Source organism: Pontibacter sp. 13R65, assembly GCF_047525655.1.
In the GTDB taxonomy this organism is placed as follows: Bacteria; Bacteroidota; Bacteroidia; order Cytophagales; family Hymenobacteraceae; genus Pontibacter.
Genome location: NZ_JBLIQL010000003.1, coordinates 42,517 through 60,847, shown reverse-complemented (window position 1 = coordinate 60,847; position 18,331 = coordinate 42,517). Strand labels below are relative to the sequence as shown.

General features: G+C 47.2%; 12 protein-coding genes. 5 read left to right on the top strand and 7 right to left on the bottom strand.

Annotated features, from left to right (window positions below):
• Both ACMA1I_RS04770 and ACMA1I_RS04765 read right to left on the bottom strand, forming a co-directional pair.
• A complete protein-coding gene (locus ACMA1I_RS04770) occupies positions 1 to 381 on the bottom strand; it encodes a response regulator (protein ID WP_337067148.1) in 381 nt (126 codons plus the stop codon).
• A gap of 8 nt (positions 382 to 389) precedes the next feature.
• Positions 390 to 5,630 (bottom strand): PAS domain S-box protein, encoded by a 5,241-nt coding sequence (locus ACMA1I_RS04765; protein WP_337067147.1) that lies wholly within the window; start codon positions 5,628 to 5,630, stop codon positions 390 to 392.
• A gap of 166 nt (positions 5,631 to 5,796) precedes the next feature.
• Between ACMA1I_RS04765 and ACMA1I_RS04760 the strand changes: the two genes are divergently transcribed.
• Both ACMA1I_RS04760 and miaA read left to right on the top strand, forming a co-directional pair.
• Positions 5,797 to 6,888, top strand: coding sequence for a glycosyltransferase (locus ACMA1I_RS04760; RefSeq protein WP_337067146.1), 1,092 nt, complete (start codon positions 5,797 to 5,799; stop codon positions 6,886 to 6,888).
• Positions 6,873 to 7,790 (top strand): tRNA (adenosine(37)-N6)-dimethylallyltransferase MiaA, encoded by a 918-nt coding sequence (gene miaA / locus ACMA1I_RS04755; RefSeq protein ID WP_337067145.1) that lies wholly within the window; start codon positions 6,873 to 6,875, stop codon positions 7,788 to 7,790. The genes ACMA1I_RS04760 and miaA overlap by 16 nt, the downstream gene beginning before the upstream one ends.
• Before the next feature lie 268 nt (positions 7,791 to 8,058).
• Here the strand turns inward: miaA and pfkA are convergent, their stop codons facing one another.
• Positions 8,059 to 9,030 carry a 6-phosphofructokinase gene (gene pfkA / locus ACMA1I_RS04750; protein ID WP_337067144.1) on the bottom strand — a complete coding sequence of 324 codons (972 nt, stop codon included), beginning with the start codon at positions 9,028 to 9,030 and terminating at the stop codon, positions 8,059 to 8,061.
• A gap of 12 nt (positions 9,031 to 9,042) precedes the next feature.
• Complete coding sequence (locus tag ACMA1I_RS04745) at positions 9,043 to 9,333, bottom strand: hypothetical protein (protein WP_337067143.1); 291 nt, start codon at positions 9,331 to 9,333, stop codon at positions 9,043 to 9,045.
• Between the two features lie 43 nt (positions 9,334 to 9,376).
• Here ACMA1I_RS04745 and ACMA1I_RS04740 point away from each other — a divergent pair, with 43 nt between their 5' ends.
• The gene (locus ACMA1I_RS04740) at positions 9,377 to 9,802 is read left to right on the top strand and encodes a TerB family tellurite resistance protein (RefSeq protein ID WP_337067142.1); all 426 of its coding nucleotides are present in this window, start codon (positions 9,377 to 9,379) and stop codon (positions 9,800 to 9,802) included.
• A gap of 10 nt (positions 9,803 to 9,812) precedes the next feature.
• On the top strand, positions 9,813 to 10,142 hold the full coding sequence (locus tag ACMA1I_RS04735) for a hypothetical protein (protein ID WP_337067141.1): 330 nt from the start codon (positions 9,813 to 9,815) through the stop codon (positions 10,140 to 10,142).
• Between the two features lie 287 nt (positions 10,143 to 10,429).
• On the opposite strand, the gene ACMA1I_RS04730 is transcribed toward ACMA1I_RS04735, so the two are convergent.
• The 3 genes from ACMA1I_RS04730 to ACMA1I_RS04720 all read right to left on the bottom strand — a co-directional run bounded on the left by ACMA1I_RS04730 (position 10,430) and on the right by ACMA1I_RS04720 (position 14,279).
• The gene (locus tag ACMA1I_RS04730; RefSeq protein ID WP_337067140.1) at positions 10,430 to 10,999 is read right to left on the bottom strand and encodes a hypothetical protein; all 570 of its coding nucleotides are present in this window, start codon (positions 10,997 to 10,999) and stop codon (positions 10,430 to 10,432) included.
• Between the two features lie 45 nt (positions 11,000 to 11,044).
• The gene (locus ACMA1I_RS04725; protein ID WP_337067139.1) at positions 11,045 to 12,802 is read right to left on the bottom strand and encodes an SLC13 family permease; all 1,758 of its coding nucleotides are present in this window, start codon (positions 12,800 to 12,802) and stop codon (positions 11,045 to 11,047) included.
• Positions 12,803 to 13,091: 289 nt separating this feature from the next.
• Positions 13,092 to 14,279 (bottom strand): aspartate aminotransferase family protein, encoded by a 1,188-nt coding sequence (locus ACMA1I_RS04720; RefSeq protein WP_337067410.1) that lies wholly within the window; start codon positions 14,277 to 14,279, stop codon positions 13,092 to 13,094.
• A gap of 630 nt (positions 14,280 to 14,909) precedes the next feature.
• Between ACMA1I_RS04720 and ACMA1I_RS04715 the strand changes: the two genes are divergently transcribed.
• Positions 14,910 to 17,672 carry a cation-transporting P-type ATPase gene (locus ACMA1I_RS04715; protein WP_337067137.1) on the top strand — a complete coding sequence of 921 codons (2,763 nt, stop codon included), beginning with the start codon at positions 14,910 to 14,912 and terminating at the stop codon, positions 17,670 to 17,672.
• The last annotated feature ends 659 nt before the right edge of the window (positions 17,673 to 18,331 follow it).

The window sequence follows — 18,331 nt, the reverse complement described above, 5'->3', positions numbered from 1 at the left end:
TTATTCTCCGAGATGTTGTTTTACGGTTTGTACCAGCATGTCAAAGTCAAGGGGCTTTGGTAGGTAAGCGTCTACGCCTGCTTCCTTAAAGTCTTCCATGGTATAATTGTTGGCGTTGCCGGTTACAGCTATGATCGGAATTTTAGAGATTTCCTTGTTTTCGTGCTTACGTATTTCCCGGGTACACTCCATGCCGTTTTTCACCGGAATGTTCAGGTCCATCAGAATAGCGTCGATCTTGTTGCTCTCTACTTGTTTAATTACTTCTCCACCATTTTTGGCAGTAAGTATTTTATAGTTCTGGAGCTCCAGGATCTTCTTCGTCAGGTTTAGAATTACTGAACTGTCTTCAGCAATCAGAATGGTTTTGCTATCTGCCATAAGAATGATTATATAATTATTTCTTTGTAAGCTATTTTATAGTTTTCGTATTGCTCCTGAAGCTTGGAGAAGTTGTCGTCTACAGCTTCGAGCGCATTGTTTTTTATATCGTGCTCCAGCTGCTTTGCCAGTTCGGCCAACGGATTTATACCGAGGGTAAAACCTGTTCCTTTTAGCTGATGCAATGTACTTAAAATGCTAGTATAATGTTGTGCTTCGAGCTGCTTTTGGGCATCAGCAAGCAGTTCTGCGGCTTCTTCCTCAAAATCGGAGTACAGTTGCTTCACAAAATCGGCACCCCCAATTTGCTTCAGTTGCTCTACCACTGCCTGATCAATCATAACTGGAGCGTCTTCCTGCTCTTCAGGCTCGCCTGCTGTTGTTTCTATGGCAGGAGTAGCCGATTCGCTTGAATTTTGCCAGCTACTGTTTTCCCACCGGCTCATAACTGCGTAAAGGTCGGAACTTTTTACCGGTTTAGAAACATAATCGTCCATTCCCTCTTGTATAAACTTCAAGGCATCGTCCTTCATTGAGTAGGCCGTCATGGCTATAATAGGAGGGCAGGCTGTTCCTAACCGCTCCCTTATTTTCTTCATGGCTGTTATACCGTCCATTTCCGGCATCTGGATATCCATGAAAATGATATTATAACGATTGTCTGTGGCAAATTGTACAGCCTCGAAGCCATTGGAGGCTATGTCTATGCGGCAGCCGAGTCGTTCGAGTTGCTTTTCTGCCACTTTCTGGTTTATCTGGTTATCGTCTACGAGCAGAATATAAGGAGCGCTGGCAAACACTTCCACTTCGCTGCTGAGCTGCTGTTGCTCTATGTTGGCCTCTACTTCTTGTGGATCTGCCAGTTTGAATTTTATGTTAAACCAGAAGGTGCTTCCCTGGTTAGGCTTAGACTCCACACCAATGCTGCCTCCCATAAGCGCAGTAATTTGTTTAGAAATAGCAAGCCCCAAGCCAGTGCCTCCAAAGGTTTTGGTGGAGGAGTTGTCGAGCTGCATGAAATCCGTAAACAGCACCTGCTGGTCTTCCGGACTAATGCCAATGCCGGAGTCTTTTACCCTTACGTGCAGCATATGCTCGTATTGGTTTAACTGCCTGCTCCTTACAGAAATTGATACTTCGCCCTCGTTCGTAAACTTAATGGCATTTGAAGCTAAGTTAGAAAGTATCTGCAGGAACCTTATTTCGTCTGTCTTAATATAACGTGGCGTACCAGACTCAATATGATAGGTGAACTGCAGGTCTTTCTGCTGTGCCCGGTTTATGAACAGCGAATGAATTTTGCCTAGTGTGTCGTACAGATCTATGCCGCTCTCGCTGATATGCAGTTTGCCTGCCTGCATCTTAGACAAGTCCAGGATATCGTTGAGAATAGCCAGCAGTGCATCAGATGATTTACGCAGGGTTTCGATGTACTCTTCCTGCTCTTTGTCGGTGTTGATCTGGCGCAATAAGTCGATCATGCCGATGATGCCATTCATTGGCGTACGAAGCTCGTGGCTCATGTTAGCCAGGAACTGGGTTTTCACTTTTAACAGGTTTTCTGCTTCTTCTTTGGCCTTGAGCAAGGCCACTTGCGTGCGTTTCAGCTCCGATACATCGCGAGCCACACCTTCCAGACTTATAGGCTGGCTGTTCTCGTTATACACCACGCGGGAGTCGAGCAGAATCGTTTTTTGGGTTCCGTCCTTGCAGATCATCTGCACTTCCTTATCCCGAATGGACTCTTGCCGCAGCACCCGCTCGCGCATTAACAGGCGCTGCGCCGGATGCACAAATAATCTGGCGCTGTCAAAGCCTATGGTTTCTTCCTCTTTGTAACCTAACAAACTGTAGATAGAAGGACTTACAATTTCTATGATGCCATCGAGGGAGGTGCGGTAATACACATCCTGAAAAGATTCGAATATCCGTCGGAATTTTATCTCGCTGTTTGCCAGGGCCAGCTGCGATTTTTTCTTGTCGGTTATATCCAGTGCAATGCCTGAAATTTCCTCAAAGGTGCCATCTTCGAGGTAAATTGGGTTCAGGTATATTTCTAGCCAGCTTTCGCTATCTGGTGTGCTAATTTCGAAATGCTGAATATTTCCCTTGAATGCTTCTTCATACCTTTCGGTCCAATTACCGGATGCCTCCACGGAGGTGTTAAGGGGCATAATGGCCTCTAAAGACATGAACGGCAGCAGCTCTTCTCCTGGTCTGGCAAAGGTTTTGGAGAAGTTCCGGTTAAAGGAGGTCAACTCAAACTCACGGTTAAGAGACCACATGTGGTGCGTGCCACTTTCAAAAATAGCTTTCAGCCGGGCGTTTTGGTTGTTTATCTGCTCCTCGTTTCGCTTCCGCTCAATGGCCAGCGCCACCTGGTTCGAAATAAAGTGCAGGATCTCGATATCGGTGTGCACGTAGGCATCCGGATTCTGATAATCCTGCAATGTAATAACCCCGATGATGCGATCGCCTATGGCAAGCGGCGAGCACAGAATAACTTCTGGCAAGGCACCGTGTATGGTCAGGTGCTGCTTTTCGGCAAGCTCTATAAGCTCTTGCTTCTGCATGTACAACGGCTTGCCGGTTTTTATAATATACTCCGACAGACCCATGGTAAAAGGACGCCTGATCTCCGCTTTCGTTGATTTGTCTATAAACTGATCGACCAGGTACACAAAGTGCAGGTGGTGAAAATCATAATCGCAGAGGGCAATGTAAATGTTCCGGGTTTCTATTATTTTGCTGAGTTCCCGGTGGATGGCTCCATAAAGCGAGTTCAGGTCTTTGCTGCTTATGGCAAGGTTGGCAATGCTGTAGTATACCTTTTGAAGCCGTTCTGCCTTAATACGATCGGTAATGTCGTGCAGAATAGCGCGGGTAGCCACCGGTTTTCCGTCTTGCCAGCTGCAGGTAATACTACCGATCAGGTGAACAGGCTTGCCTGCCTTGGTCAGGAAAACAGTCTCAATTTTATTTACATGCTCGCCTTTATACAGGTTCCGCAGTTGGTAAATCAGCTTAGCCTTGTAATAAGGGTGCACAATGTCGTTTAGCGAAAGGGTCTCTATATCAGAGTCGTTGTAGCCGAGCCGGTCTTTCCAGGCTTTGTTCACAAATATAAATTTGTTGTCGGCCGAGATATTCTGTATGAGGTCATGCGCATTGTCGAAGAGGTCTTGCAGACGGATCTTGTTATCCTTCAGTGCCTCCATGGCAATGCGTTTGTCGGTCATGTCTTTGCCAACACTGGTTATGCCTCGTATTTCGCCATCGGGTCCGTACTCAAACATGCAGTCCCAACGCAGGGTTTTGAGCTGACCCGATTTCATAAGCAGGTCCCGCTCATAATAAGTGTTGAGCTGCTTTGTCTGGATTGATCTCTTAAAATCCTGCCGCCTTTTCTCCCGCTCATGTTCAGGTACCAGCAGGTCGTGGTAGTTTTTGCCAACCAATTCCTCCCGCTCATATTCCAGGTATTTAAGAAAATAGTCGTTGGAGTACACAATGGTGCCGTTCACATCCATGCTAAAGTACACTAAACTTACTTTCTCCAGAAAACTGCGGAAGTGCTCCATGGATTCGTGCACTACCTCTTCACGGCGCTTGGCCAGCTGCACCAGCTTGCGTTGGGTTATGTCGCGCTTAAAGGCCTGCACATAGTAATGCCCGTCTATCTTTATGCGGTTCAGGGTAATTTCTGAGTCGAAAAAAGTGCCGTCTTTTCGAATGTTTTTCCACTCAAAAGATACCGGTGCATCAGAAGCCAGTGCCTTTGCCATAAACTGGGCTGTTTTTTTTGCAGAAGGTACTCCATCTGGCTGCACCTCCGGGGAAAAGTCTTGTGGGGAATGCCCGATCAGATCTTCTCTTTTGCAGCGGAACAGCTGAGTAGTTTTTTCGTTGCAGTCTACGATGTTGCCATCTTTATAAAGCAGAATAGCGTCATAAGATGCCTCAAAAAGCATTTTGTATTTATCTTCTGAGTGGATGAGCTGCTGCATGAGCTCGTGCCGCGACAGATAGTTGCCAATGGCATTGCCAATAAAATCCAGCATGGAGATAAAAGAGGGAGTTGTTTTAGTTCCTTCCTCAGGCCAAAGCACCAGTAGCGCCACCAACGACTTTTCTGTTGAAATTGGAAGTAAGGTAATATCGCGCTTGATCTCCTTTTCCAGATTGGAGCAAATAACTCGGATGGCATGGCGTTTATCAGGCGTTAATGTCAGGTTGGCTATGGCTGTGTCTAAGGCAAAAGAATCGGGTAGGGAAACATCGCTTGCCTTTCCTGCAGAATACGATAAGATTGCCTGCTCATCGTCTGGGGAGTAGGTATAGACGCAGCCTCCCACCATATCTGATTTGAGCAGCAACTCTTCAATGGTGGAGTTTAATACCTCCTGCTCGCTATTGGAGATAGAGAGGTTGGTGATCAGGTGGTTTACGAATTCGAGTTGGTGGTTGCGAAAACGAATTTCCTGTTCCGTGCCAACCAGCTCAAACAGGTTTCGGGCAGAACCAAAAATAACCTCCTGCTGATCGAACTCTCCTTTCTGCAGCACTATTTCGATCGGAAGCAGATCGTTGGTTTTCTCAAGCAGCCACCATTCAAACTTCTGTGGCCCTTCCTCCATAGTTTGCTGCAGTTGCCCCCGCAGGCCCACCCGCTCGAACAGGTTCAGGTTAAAAGTCTTGAAAATGGAGTTGCCGATTAGGTCCTCTTTTCGCTGGTGAATTAGCTTTAGCGCACTCCTGTTGATGTCTATAAAATTACCAGAACTATCGAGTATAAAAAGTGGCTCCGTACTGTATTCAAACACATAGCGGTAATTGTCATTATTGGAGACAATGTCTCCACCTTCTTTAGATGGAACAATATCCACGCTAATAAACATCTCGTTCTCGTAGTGGAGCAACTGGCACCGGTACTGGCCCATGTGCAAAGTAGGTGTGCTGGAGATAATGCCACTGCTGATCTTTCGCTTCTGGTTAAGCTCTTTCAGCAGATTGGCAAAAGCTCCTTTGTTGCTGTCGCACAGTATGTCTTGCAGATGCTGAAGTTCTTGTTCTTGGGTTTCAGAGGCGAGTAAGGTATGGGCAGCGCAATTGGAGGCAAGTACGTGGCCTGCCAAATCGGCCACGAGCAAAACCTGGTCGGGTTTTGATAGCTGGGTAATTACCTGAAGCAGCTTATTTGCCAGCTGAATTAAGTGTTCAGAAACTTGCCTGTTATTTAATTGGGGCATATTGTTAAGCTCGAGCGTTTATCCAGTGCGTTTGTTTACCACTGTTAGTTACGAAGTTTACGATATTAACTATAAATTAGCAAAAAATTACGAAGGGGCTATTTCTGAAGAATAGTTTCTTTTCGAGATCTAACATTACGGGAGACCTGTTGGTGCCTGGCCTTTTATGAAGAAAATCTGCTTTGCTGTTACCACTGACCTTAATTACGACCAACGCATGCAACGCATTTGCGGATCTATGGTAAAGAGAGGATACGCAGTGGAATTGGTAGGCAGGGTTTTGCCAGTTTCGCTACCACTGCAGCCACAGGCTTATGGTCAGCACCGGCTAAAGTGCTGGTTTAACAAAGGCAAGCTCTTTTATGTTGAATTTATGCTTCGCCTTTTCTTCTACCTGTTAAAGCAGCGGTTCGATGCCTACTGTGCCATAGACCTGGATACTGCCCTGCCAGTTTACTTTATATCGAAGTTAAAGCGAAAACCTTTTATTTATGATGCGCACGAATACTTTCCGGAGGTGATTGAGGTGGCAGACCGTAAAAAGGTTAAGGCTGCCTGGACTGCAATTGAAGGTTATATTATCAGAAGAACCCGCTTTGCCTATACCGTTACAGCTTCTATTGCCGATGTTTTCCGGCAGAAATACGGGACACATTTTGAAGTAATCCGGAATATGCCGCCATTACTGCCTTACACAGAACCATCTAAAGAGCCTGCTACCATTTTGTACCAGGGTGTTGTAAACGAGGGGAGGGGGCTGGAGCAACTGCTGGAAGCTATGGTGGAAGTAGACGCAAAGCTCATTATTTGTGGCCATGGAGATATTTTTGACGAACTCGTGCAACTGGCAAACTCTTTGGGAGTTGCTCATAAAGTAGAGTTCAGAGGCAAAGTGCTGCCTGCCGACCTGCTGCTGATAACGCGCCGCGCAAGCATAGGAGTAATGCTCCTTGAAAACAAAGGCTTAAGCTATTATTTCTCCCTGGCAAATAAGTTTTTCGATTACATACATGCGGTTACACCTCAACTGGTTATCAACTTTCCGGAGTATCAGCGGCTGAACGCAAAGTATGGTGTAGCGCTGGAGAGTAGCCTGGCGGTAAATGAAATCAGGGAGAAACTGCAAAGGCTGCTTTCGGACCAGGTGCTGTACGAGCAACTGCAGCAGAACTGCCGGGAAGCCCGCCTGGAACTGAACTGGCAGGAGGAAGAACAGAAACTCTGGCGTTTTTATGAGCAAATATGGACAAGCCGGTAAAATTGAAATACTTACTTGTAGTAGTAGGACCTACCGCCGTAGGCAAAACAGACTTGTGCGTGCAGCTTGCCAAGCACTTTAAAACCGTCATCCTATCAGCCGATTCCAGGCAGTTTTACAAGGAAATGTCTATAGGTACGGCAAAGCCTAGCCTGGAGGAGCAGCAGGGAGTACCGCATTATTTTGTCGATTCGCACAGCATCAGCCAGGAGTACAATGCCGGAGCCTACGAACAGGATGTGCTGCACCTGCTCGAAAAGCTGTACCAGGAACACGACCTGGTAATCTTAACGGGCGGATCGGGACTATATGTGCGGGCTGTGCTAGACGGGATGGACGACATGCCAGATGTTTCTCTGGAAATAAGGCAGCAGCTTTCTGACCTGTACGAGCAACAGGGGCTGGCACCTTTGCTAGAACAGTTGCAACAGCTCGATCCAGCCTATTACCAGCAGGTAGATCATTCAAATCCGCAGCGGGTTATCAGGGCATTGGAAGTTTGCCTGGCAAGCGGTCAGCCTTACTCTTCGTTTAGAAAACAGGAACGGCCAGAACGGCCTTTCCGCAGCATTAAAATTGGGTTGAACCGCGACAGGCAAGAGCTTTACCAGCGCATAGACCTGCGTATGGACCAGATGCTACAGCAAGGGTTAGTGGAGGAGGCGCAAGCACTTTACCCATACCGGCATCACAACGCGCTGCAGACAGTTGGCTACAAGGAGATTTTCGACTTCTTAGACGGCACCACCGATTGGGAAGAGACGGTACGCCTGCTCAAGCGCAATAGCCGCCGATATGCAAAACGTCAGCTAACCTGGTTTAACAAGACGCCTGAATACGCCTGGTTTCATCCGGAGCAGTGGCAGGAGATACTAACTTTTATAGATCAGGCCAGACAGTAACATAAGATAAAATATCTCTGGAAGGCCATTTTCATTAGCGGAATTTAAGTTGGTAGCTAATTGCAGTAGGGTAGTTTAATCAGCTATTGGTAAAGCTCATTATTACGGCAGTACTGCGTCTACATCTAAGCCAGGTGCCGCATTAGCCTAGTGCAGCAAGTGAGGAAAGAACCTTTTAACTTGCAGCGTTTTGATGTTTAGCTTCTATTCGGTTAAAGCAGAATCAAATAAAAAGCCCTTCCTGTTTTAGGGGAAGGGCTTTTTGTTACTAAACAGACAGAACTTCTACCATTTTGGTAAAGTTCGGGTTAATCAGTTTTCGTTTGGTGAAGGTTTCTTCAAAAGGGGTATACACCAGTTTTGAGTTAATCAGGCCGGCCATTACACTTTTATGGCCTTCCAGCAAACCTTCTACGCAGGCAATACCCAAGCGACTGGCCAGCAGGCGGTCAAATGCCGTTGGAGCGCCGCCACGTTGCACGTGCCCGATAATGGTTACGCGTGCATCCATATCAGGAAGGGCTTCCTGAACTTTGGCAGCTACTTTCATGGCACCGCCCTCTACTTCGCCTTCTGCAATGATAACAATAGAAGAAGTTTTGGAGCGGTTCCAGCCTGTACGCAAAGCCTCAATAATGCTCGGAATGGTGGTTTCGGTTTCCGGAATCATAACGATTTCAGCACCGCCACCAATGGCGCAAGGAATGGCGATATAGCCCGAGTCGCGGCCCATTACCTCCACAAAAAACACGCGTTCGTGGCTGTCGGCAGTATCTCGGATTTTGTCGATAGCATCGAGGGCTGTGTTTACGGCTGTGTCGTAGCCAATAGTATAGTCGGTTCCGAAAAGGTCGTTGTCGATGGTGCCGGGTGCACCCACCGTCGGGATGCCGAACTCATCGTAAAACAATTTGGCGCCGGTAAAGGAGCCGTTTCCGCCAATGGCCACCAAGCCCTCTATGCCAAAATTCTGTAATTGTTCGTATGCTTTTTGCCGGCCTTCCCGGGTCATAAATTCTTTGCTTCGGGCAGATTTTAAAATGGTGCCGCCTCGCTGGACAATGTTGCTGACAGAGGAAGATTCCATTTTAAATATTTCCCCCCTGATCATGCCGTTGTAGCCGCGCCTGATGCCATAAACCTCAATGCCTTTATATACAGCTGCACGGACTACGGCTCTGATACATGCGTTCATGCCGGGTGCGTCGCCTCCAGATGTAAAAACTCCAATTCTTTTCATGGGAGAAACGATTTAGTAATTAATAGTTTGGTTGATGTAGATTTGGTATGTATAGAGGAGTTGGTCTCTTAAATTTAAGCCAGCAATTTGGCAAAAAATATCGGTAGAAGTAAATATCGGTGCATTTTTATTTAAACTTAAAAAAAGGTTAATAAGTATCGCTCCAAAAAATAATATTAGCCGTATGAAAGCCTGTTGTAGTATGTTGCCTTGTATTGGCACAGCCTTCTGGTATTTGGCAACGCTCCACCAAGTCTTAACCCCTTGTTTTGTATAAAACTGATGCCTTTTATGTCGTGTCATTTTTGTATACTCGTAACCTAAAACAATTTATAAAGAGCAGATTATGTTTGGTTTTTTTGAAAGTGAGGAGACAAAAAGATTAAAGAGCCATATAAAAAACCTAGGTGCTCTGGCAAAAATTGACGGACACGTAGACCCCGACGAAATGAATTATATCGTTTCCATCGGGACCCGGCATGGCCTTAAAGCCAACGAGGTACAGGATATCCTGTCTAACCTGGACAGAGTAGAACTAAAAGCACCCGCTAACGACACCGAGCGCTTCGATCAGATCTACGATTTAGTGGAGATGATGTTAGCCGATGGCATTATAGACGAGAAGGAAATGGAGTTTTGTACTAACATGGCCTTGAAGCTGGGGTTCCGGAAATCCATTGTAGGCGTGCTGGTACGGAAGATTTCTATTGGCGTGAAAGACGGCATGCCACGCGAGATGATTCGGCAGGAGGCACAGGCATTTTTATATTAAGCTAAACTTCATGAAACGACTTCGGGTACCTATTACCGTTATTGTGTCGGCTTATGGCAGTATTTTGCTCTTGCTTGCTGCCATCTTCCTGATGCGCGACCAGACGCTCCATAGTTTACAGACCACACTGCCCCTTACCTTTCTGATGCGTTTTGGGGCATTCTGGTTTATCAGTTTTTTGCTGGCAGTTATTATTTACCTGGTTAACCTTAACTTAAATTACATGGGCATTCCTGCTACTCAAAGAAAGCACGGTACGCGCCTTGGAACCTTTGTGTTGGGTGCTGGTTCCCTCTTTCTGATGGTGGCGCTCCTGCTGCTGACTTATCTAAGTTTTTAAGTTTCAGCTTCTTTAGCGGAACGCTGCTATCCTTTTATTTAAAATTATTCTAATGAAAAAGCCCTTCCGGAGCATTTTTGCATAAAATTAAGCCTGGGCCTTTTCTACTACATTGCTGCCCCTAAAATCATGAATAATTTCTGATTTTGAATTTAGTGCAACCATAAGTAGTGCTACTCAAATTATTCAAATGAAAAGGGCCTTCCGGAGCCTGAAATTACGTTTAATAGTGCAGCTTATCCTTGGTTGATCTCTAAGTTCTGCACATAATTTACTGCCGGCTTTTTTTAATCTTCGGCTTCGTAAGCTATAAACTGGCCACCTTCATAAAGAAATATGTTCACCTGATTATCGAGGCCAATGGCAATGGCTTCTTTGGCAGTTTTCAGAACCTTGTTTGTTTCTGTGTTTCGGATGCTTGTTCCCGGTTCTGCCAGGTAGAGATAATAAAGGCTTTTCAGGTTGCCACGCTCATTAAAGAGGATGTCTTTTTTGAGTTCGTGCAGCTGCCAGGCCGAATCCTGTTGTGTAAAAGCCAGCATCAGTACCTGTTCCTCGTGTCGAATCTGAAGGGCCAGGTCCTGTGTGTTGTCATCATCAAACTGACCTTTTACGAGTAGTGGTCCCTGCTTTTTGTTTTGCACCAGTTTCTGCACCTCTGCTACCAGTACGGGTTGCCTCCAGCCGGGGTATTGCCGGGCAAGAAGCGAGTTAACTTCTTCTGGCAACTCCAGGTCATCTGCAGAACTGGTTGTGCTGGCAGTACTGCCTTTTGTAGTGCCGGCCTCTTCGGAACTTGATCCGCAGGCAAGCAGGAGCAGCATAACAGCAGGCAAAAGTTTCAAAGTAACCTTCATGGAAATCATTTTAGGGTCTATCTTACTGAAGTCTCGAGACGCTGGTTACATTGGCCAAAACACCGGCACCAACAGAATTATGGCCGTTAGTAGCAGTAAGGTAAGGGGAGTGCCGATCTTTATAAAGTCAAAAAACTTGTATTTACCGGGTGTATACACCAAAATACAAGCAGGCTCGAAGGGCGTTACCAGCGAAACAGAAGCAGACAACATAATGGCGATAGCAAAAGATCGTGGATCAGCGTCCATCTCCAGGGCGGTGCGTATGGCAACGGGCACAATTACCAAAGCCGCCGCTGCATTAGACATAGGCTGTGTCAGAATAACCGTAAGCAACACAAAACCTGATAACACGGCCAGTTTGCCCCAGGACCCCAACAAGTCTACAATGCCTACGGCCAGAAAATCTGCTGCACCTGAATTTTCCATGGCAGTACCAAAGGCCGACATACCACCGATAAGTATGAGCAGGCGCCAGTCTATGGCATTATAGGCCTTGCTCGTGCTGATGCAATTAAGTAAAATACTAATAATGGCCGCAGACAAAAATGCAATGGAAAGAGGTAAAATATTGAGCGTACCTGCCAGAATTGCCAGCGCAAAGCAAGACATAGCCAAAATTCCTTTCCGTTTTTTGAACAACACTGGCGCAAAAGAATCGAGTAAGGCCAGGTTGCGGGAGCCCCTTAGCTGCTCCAGACGCTCGGTGGCACCCTGCACCAGCAGCACATCGCCTAACTTCAGCCGTATGCTACCTATTTTGCTACGGAGCGTTTCGCCATATCGCGAGGCAGCCAGCACCACCAGTCCGTAGCGGCGCAGAAACTCCGACTCTTTTACGGTTTTCCTGATCAAGTCCGATTGCCGCGTTACCATCACCTCCGCCAGCCTTACGTTATCGGTTACCAGGTCCTGTTCCAGCAGCACGTCGGCCATTATCTCAATGCCTTTGGTTTCCTTCACCCGAATCAGGTCGTCTATCTCGCCTTCTACAAGTAAAATATCATTCTCTTGTATGCGGGTTCTGAAGTCAGGCAGAAAGTTATCTTTGCCGCGTATTACGTTTATGATTCTGAAATTAAGTGTAGCCAAGTCGGAAGCATAAATGAGCTGCCCCACCAGCGGCGAATCTGGCATGACCAGTATTTCGGTCAGGTACTTCTGTAATTTATACTCTTCTGTGAGCTGCTGATCTGAATGATCTGGTAACATGCGCTGCCCAATGGTCATCATATAGGCCACGCCGATCAGGAAGATGACAAATCCAATGGCTGAAATCTCGAATAGCCCCACCGGCTCCATACCCGATTTGGCAATATAGCCGCTAACTGCCACATTAGTGGAGGTGCCGATAAGGGTACAGGTGCCCCCCAGTATGGCGGCATACGCCAGCGGCATGAGCAGCTTAGACGGACTCATATTTATTTTCTTAGACAAGCCGCTTAGTGGCGTAACAAACATGGCCGTAACGGTGGTGTTGTTCATAAACGCCGACACTATACCGGTTACCATCATCACTACAAAAAGCATGAGGTTAGTGCTCCTGGTTGCCAGGCGCACCAGTTTTACCACCACAAAATCGAGAATACCGGTTTCTTCCAGGGCGGCACTTAATATAAAAATAGAGGCTATTATAATAATAAAGTCGCTGCTGAAACCGGCAAAAGCCTCTTCTGGCGTTACAATACGCGCAGCCGCCAGAATTACCAGCATGATAAGCGTAACTATTTCCACTGAAAGTTTTTCTGTGGCAAACAAAATTACCGCTATCAGCAGCAGTGAGAGCACAAGGGCTATTTCCATAAAAGCGATAATAGTGAAGAGGTGCTACGGCTTGTATGCAATGTGTAGCTTGGGCTTTTACGTACACATTTCTTTCTGGATTGCCTTCTTCCGGAATTTTGTTCGTTGGAATTGCTTTTGTAGCAGGATTGGTGCTGCGCCCGGGAAATGCTTATAAGAATTTTGGTTTACGCCAGGCAACGGAAATAGCGTTTAAACCCTTGGGAATGAAAGGTGAAAAAGGCTCCGGAAGGGCAAATTCATTTAAATAATCTGAACGGGGACCCTTCCGGAGCTTGTAGTGCCTGCCTTATCCTACGGCTTCTGTGATAGATCGGAGCAGAATGGCACAGGCTTCTTTAATTTGCTCTTCGGTAATAGTAAGCGGAGGGGCAATGCGCATGGAGTTGTCGCAGAACAAGAACCAGTCGGTGAGCACGCCATTCAGGATGGCCTGGTCTATAACAGCCTTCAGCACCTCAAACGACTCAAATTCTGCTGCCATCATTAAACCACAGTTTCTTATTTCTTTTATGCGTGGGTGCACCAGCAGGCTCTTAAAGAGTTCCGCTTTTTGCTGCACGCCTGCCGGAAGCTGCTCCTCCAGAATTACCTGAATAGTGGCCAGAGACGCCGCACAACTAACAGGATGACCGCCAAAAGTGGTACAGTGGCCCAGAACAGGACTAGTCTTGAAAGCGGCCATAATTTCCTGCGGGGCAATAAAGGCGCTAATGGGCATACCGCCTCCCATACCCTTGGCACAAACTAAAATATCTGGTTCAATACCAAATTGCTCAAATGCCCAGAAGGTGCCGGTGCGGCCAAAACCACATTGTATTTCATCCAGAATGAGCAGCGTGCCGGTTTGGTTGCATCGCTCGCGGAGCTGCTGGAGGTAACCAGGCTGCGGCACCCGCACACCAGCTTCTCCCTGCACAGTTTCTACAAGCACAGCGGCAGTGCGTTCGGTAATGTGCTGCAGATCGTCCAGAGAATTGTGGTGTATATGGCGCACGTCCGGCAACAAAGGCCTGAATGCATTTTTAAAGCTCTCGCTGCCGTTCATGGAGAGAGAGCCCTGGGTGGAGCCATGGTAGGCATTGTAGCAGGAAATTAGCTCGGTGCGGCCGGTGTGCCGCTTGGCCAGTTTCAGAGCACCTTCCACGGCTTCTGATCCGGAATTCAGAAAATAAATGTTGTTCAGGTGAGGCGGCAAGGTCTGCGTTAAGGCATGGGCCAGTTGCGCCTGCGGCCCCTGCACAAACTCGCCATACACCATCAGGTGCATGTACTTGTCGAGCTGGTCGTGTATGGCGCGCACCACCCGCGGGTGCCGGTGCCCCACGTTGCTCACGCCAATACCCGAAATTAGGTCGAGGTAGCGCTGCCCTTCGCTGCCGTACATGTATACTCCTTCTGCTTTTTCTATCTCTATCATCAGAGGGAAATCTGATGTCTGCGCTACGTGTTGCAGAAACAATTGTCGCTGTGAAATCATAGTGCAAAGGTAACTAATTGCAAGGAATAACGCGGTGTAGTCTCCAGCACACACAGCAGTAACTATGTTTTCAGCTTATTTCTGTGCTAATGAGTTTTTATCTTTTTACATGTTTTAGGTAACCTGGAGACATCTGGCTTCGTCCAAAAGTAGGAAAAATATAAAAAAGGCATGTTTGGGTGCTATGGCAGGTGGTGCTTTTTATTTTGCGGGGGTAACAGTTTTATATAAGCTAGTTTGTGAGTAAAATATTGATAATCTGATGTATGTGGTGTGGGGCTAGTTATGCTTTCGGTAATAATCAGATGGTTGGCAAGTCATTTTTTTAAATGAGAAATATCATTTATACCAGTTGATTTTATGCCGACCTTGCAAATGCTCCTCTATTCACTGCCTTTCGCGTTAGAGGAGAGGTGAGCAACGGCTAGCATAGGTTCTGTTAGACTCCGCTCACAACTTGCTTAGATAATTTCCCGGAAAATCTAGTATGCCCGCTTCAGGGTAGCTGCATCAGCAGCAGCAGTAGCAGGAAGGTCGCGCAAAGCTACACTGTTTAATGTGGTGTTAATGTCTTCCGCCTAACTTCATGTAAATCCAAGCTAATTCTGACTATAAATCATCAACAAAATGAATGTAACAGAAGAAAAACGAACGACTACTCTACCTTTTCAAACCGACAAGCAGTACGACTGGCACCACCTGGAAGCACCAGAGGTCTTAGACCTGATGCAAGTGTCTGCTGATAAGGGGCTCAGTAATGAGGAGGTGGAGAAGCGGGTCGAGGCATATGGCCGCAACGTCATGACTCCGAAAAAGAAGCAAAGCGCCTTTGTGCGGTTTATGCTGCAGTTTCATCAGCCGCTTATCTACATCTTACTGGCTGCCACAGTGGTCACTATTTTCCTGAAAGAATACATCGATTCGGCCGTTATTTTTGCCGTGGTGTTTATCAATGCTATTATCGGCTATATACAGGAGTCGAAGGCACTGGAGGCGATTGATGCCCTGGCCAAAAGTATGACGGCCAAAGCGCAGGTTATACGGAACGGCAAAAAGCAGAACATTGATGCCCAGGAGCTGGTGCCAGGAGATATCATCCTGATGCAGTCTGGCGATAAGTTTCCGGCTGATGTGCGGCTAATACAGCAACGCGACATGAAAGTAGACGAATCGGCGCTTACCGGCGAGTCGGTGGCGGTAGAGAAAAACACCGAATCTGTGCCTGCCGATGTGGTACTGGGCGACAGGCTTTGCCTGGGCTTTTCGTCTACGGTCGTAACTTATGGGCAAGGCAAAGGGGTGGTAGTAGCTACGGGCGATCATACCGAAGTAGGTAAAATTCAGAAATCCATTGCCAGTGCCCAGGACCTGGAAACACCGCTTACTAAAAAGATTACAGAATTTAGTCACCTGCTGCTCTGGGTTATTTTAGGCTTATCGGTTGTTGTTTTCATTATTGGCCTGGTGCGGGGCGAGAGCATCGGCGATAACTTTATGGTGGCTGTGGCCCTGGCGGTAGGCGCTATTCCGGAAGGCTTACCGGTCGCCGTTACCATCATGCTGGCCTTGGGCGTTTCTAAAATGGCCAAACGGAAGGCCATTATCCGGAAGCTGGTAGCTGTGGAAACGCTTGGCAGCACCAACGTTATCTGCTCCGACAAAACCGGAACCCTTACTGAAAACCAGATGACGGTGCAGCAGGTAGCAGCCGGAGGCAAAGTGTACGAAGTAAATGGCTTGGGCTACCGGCCAGATGGCGAAGTAATGGAAAACGGTAAAGTAGTAGATCTTTCTTCAAATAAAGCCCTTGAACTTTGCCTGAAAGCAGGCATGCTCTGCAACGACAGCACCATAAAAGAAAAAGACGGCCACTGGACCATAGAAGGCGACCCAACAGAAGGAGCCCTGATTGTAACGGCTCGCAAAGCGGGTTTTGAGGAAGAAAACCTGGAAGAAGAATATCCTCGGCAAGATACCATTCCGTTTGAGTCGGAGTACCAGTACATGGCTACGTTGCACGGTGGCGCTAACCCTTCTATTTTTATGAAAGGCTCGCTGGAGGCGCTGCTCGACCGTAGTTCCAAACTCATGCAGCCAGACGGAAGCCTTATAGACCTGGATAAAAAAGTGGTGCAGCAACAGGTAGAGAAAATGGCGGCTGAAGGTTTACGCGTACTGGCCTTTGCCATGGCAGAAGCTCCCGCCAGCATGCAAAGCATAGACCACAGCGATACCGAGTCTGATCTTGTGTTGCTGGGGGTGCAGGGCATGATAGACCCTCCACGACAGGAAGCAGTAGAAGCTGTAAAGCTTTGTCAGCAGGCCGGGATTGATGTTAAAATGATAACCGGTGACCACGCCATTACGGCGGCGGCTATTGCCAGCCAGATCGGGTTGCGGGGCCGGAAAGAGAACGGAAAGCTAGTAGCCATAACCGGGCGGGAACTACAACAGATCGAAGACAAGGAGCTGGAGGATGTGGCAGAGAACACCTCTGTCTTCGCCCGGGTGTCGCCAGACCAGAAGCTACGCCTCGTAAAGGCCTTACAGGCACGGGATAAAGTGGTAGCCATGACCGGAGATGGGGTGAACGATGGCCCGGCTCTGAAGCAAGCCAATATCGGTATTGCCATGGGGATTACGGGTACCGATGTAGCCAAAGATGCCTCCGATATGGTGCTCACCGACGACAACTTCTCCTCCATTGAAGGAGCCGTAGAAGAGGGGAGAGGCGTGTTCGATAACCTGACCAAGTTCATTGTCTGGACTTTACCTACCAACCTGGGCGAAGGCCTGGCTATTTTGACGGCCGTTTTACTAGGTACGCAGCTGCCCGTGCAACCCGTACAGATTCTTTGGATTAACATGACCACGGCCGTTTTGCTTGGCCTTACGCTGGCCTTCGAACCCAAAGAGCCCGGCATAATGGATCGTCCGCCAAGACCTTCAAATGAACCAATCCTGACAAAAGACCTGGTGTTTCGGACCTTGCTGGTTGGCGTTATTCTTTTGCTGGCCTCGTTTGGTTTATACTTGTATGAAAAAGACCATGGTGCTACTATATCTGAGGCACAAACCGTAGCAGCCACCGTATTTGTGGTATTAGAAGCGGCTTACCTGCTCAACTGTCGCTCCCTTCTAAGACCAATGCGGGATGTCGGATACTTCTCCAACATGTGGGTATATTATGGTATAGGGGCCATGTTATTCTTCCAGGCCTTGTTTGTTTACCTGCCCATTATGAACACCTTGTTCCATACCAGCCCACTGGATGGTATGCAGCTCCTTCGCATTTTTGCCGCCGCTGTGTTGCTGTTTATCATTGTTTCTGTCGAGAAGCACTTGCGGTTCAGAAGTAACAGGAAAAAGGAGGAAAACAAAGCCTCATAATTAGCTGCAATAGCTTTTTAGGTGTGCAGAATGCCATACAGAAAAGGCTGCCGGAGGGATCCGGCAGCCTTTTTTTGATAAAGAAAGCAGGTTTCGTGCTCATGCGTTTTTATAGAAGTAAGCCCTTAGGCTAAAATAGGCTTTTTGTCTCCGGAAGGCTCTTTTTATTAAAAGAATTTAGTTGTGCGGTAGGTTACAATTAATTGACTCTACATGCACCTGACTTTTGTCATCCTGGAAGGATCTTGTGGGCGAGATGCAAAAGCAGTGGCTAGCGGCTTGTTTGTTTAAATTCCTCACTACCTCGCTAGTGCGAGCTTGTAGCTCGTACTTTCATGCCAACAGTTTAACTTTCTAGCGTGGGCAAGAACCTTTAGCAAAGGCTATTGATCATTTAGTTTAAGTTTGCATAGGTTCTGTTTACCTCTTCATCAGGCTGAATCTATTGCATAGCTCGCTTTCTTGTTCTTTTTGTCTTGATACAAAAAGAACCAAAAAAATCAAGACGATTTTGAACTCGCTGAACGCTCAAACAAAAAATCGTCATTGGTGCACCTGGCAAAAGTATTTACCCTAAAGCTCCCTGCCGCAATACATTGCTTAAAATTAGTTACTTTCTTGTTCAGTATAATTCTTGCAATGAGGTAAGCTTTCCGAGG

What these genes read in the sequence shown, in the direction of transcription:
- ACMA1I_RS04765 (WP_337067147.1), bottom strand. Translation starts at nt 5,630, where the DNA reads ATGCCCCAATTAAATAACAGGCAAGTTTCTGAACACTTAATTCAGCTG.
- ACMA1I_RS04745 (WP_337067143.1), bottom strand. Translation starts at nt 9,333, where the DNA reads ATGACACGACATAAAAGGCATCAGTTTTATACAAAACAAGGGGTTAAG.
- miaA (WP_337067145.1), top strand. Translation starts at nt 6,873, where the DNA reads ATGGACAAGCCGGTAAAATTGAAATACTTACTTGTAGTAGTAGGACCT.
- ACMA1I_RS04730 (WP_337067140.1), bottom strand. Translation starts at nt 10,999, where the DNA reads ATGAAGGTTACTTTGAAACTTTTGCCTGCTGTTATGCTGCTCCTGCTT.
- ACMA1I_RS04715 (WP_337067137.1), top strand. Translation starts at nt 14,910, where the DNA reads ATGAATGTAACAGAAGAAAAACGAACGACTACTCTACCTTTTCAAACC.
- pfkA (WP_337067144.1), bottom strand. Translation starts at nt 9,030, where the DNA reads ATGAAAAGAATTGGAGTTTTTACATCTGGAGGCGACGCACCCGGCATG.
- ACMA1I_RS04760 (WP_337067146.1), top strand. Translation starts at nt 5,797, where the DNA reads ATGAAGAAAATCTGCTTTGCTGTTACCACTGACCTTAATTACGACCAA.
- ACMA1I_RS04770 (WP_337067148.1), bottom strand. Translation starts at nt 381, where the DNA reads ATGGCAGATAGCAAAACCATTCTGATTGCTGAAGACAGTTCAGTAATT.
- ACMA1I_RS04735 (WP_337067141.1), top strand. Translation starts at nt 9,813, where the DNA reads ATGAAACGACTTCGGGTACCTATTACCGTTATTGTGTCGGCTTATGGC.
- ACMA1I_RS04740 (WP_337067142.1), top strand. Translation starts at nt 9,377, where the DNA reads ATGTTTGGTTTTTTTGAAAGTGAGGAGACAAAAAGATTAAAGAGCCAT.
- ACMA1I_RS04725 (WP_337067139.1), bottom strand. Translation starts at nt 12,802, where the DNA reads ATGGAAATAGCCCTTGTGCTCTCACTGCTGCTGATAGCGGTAATTTTG.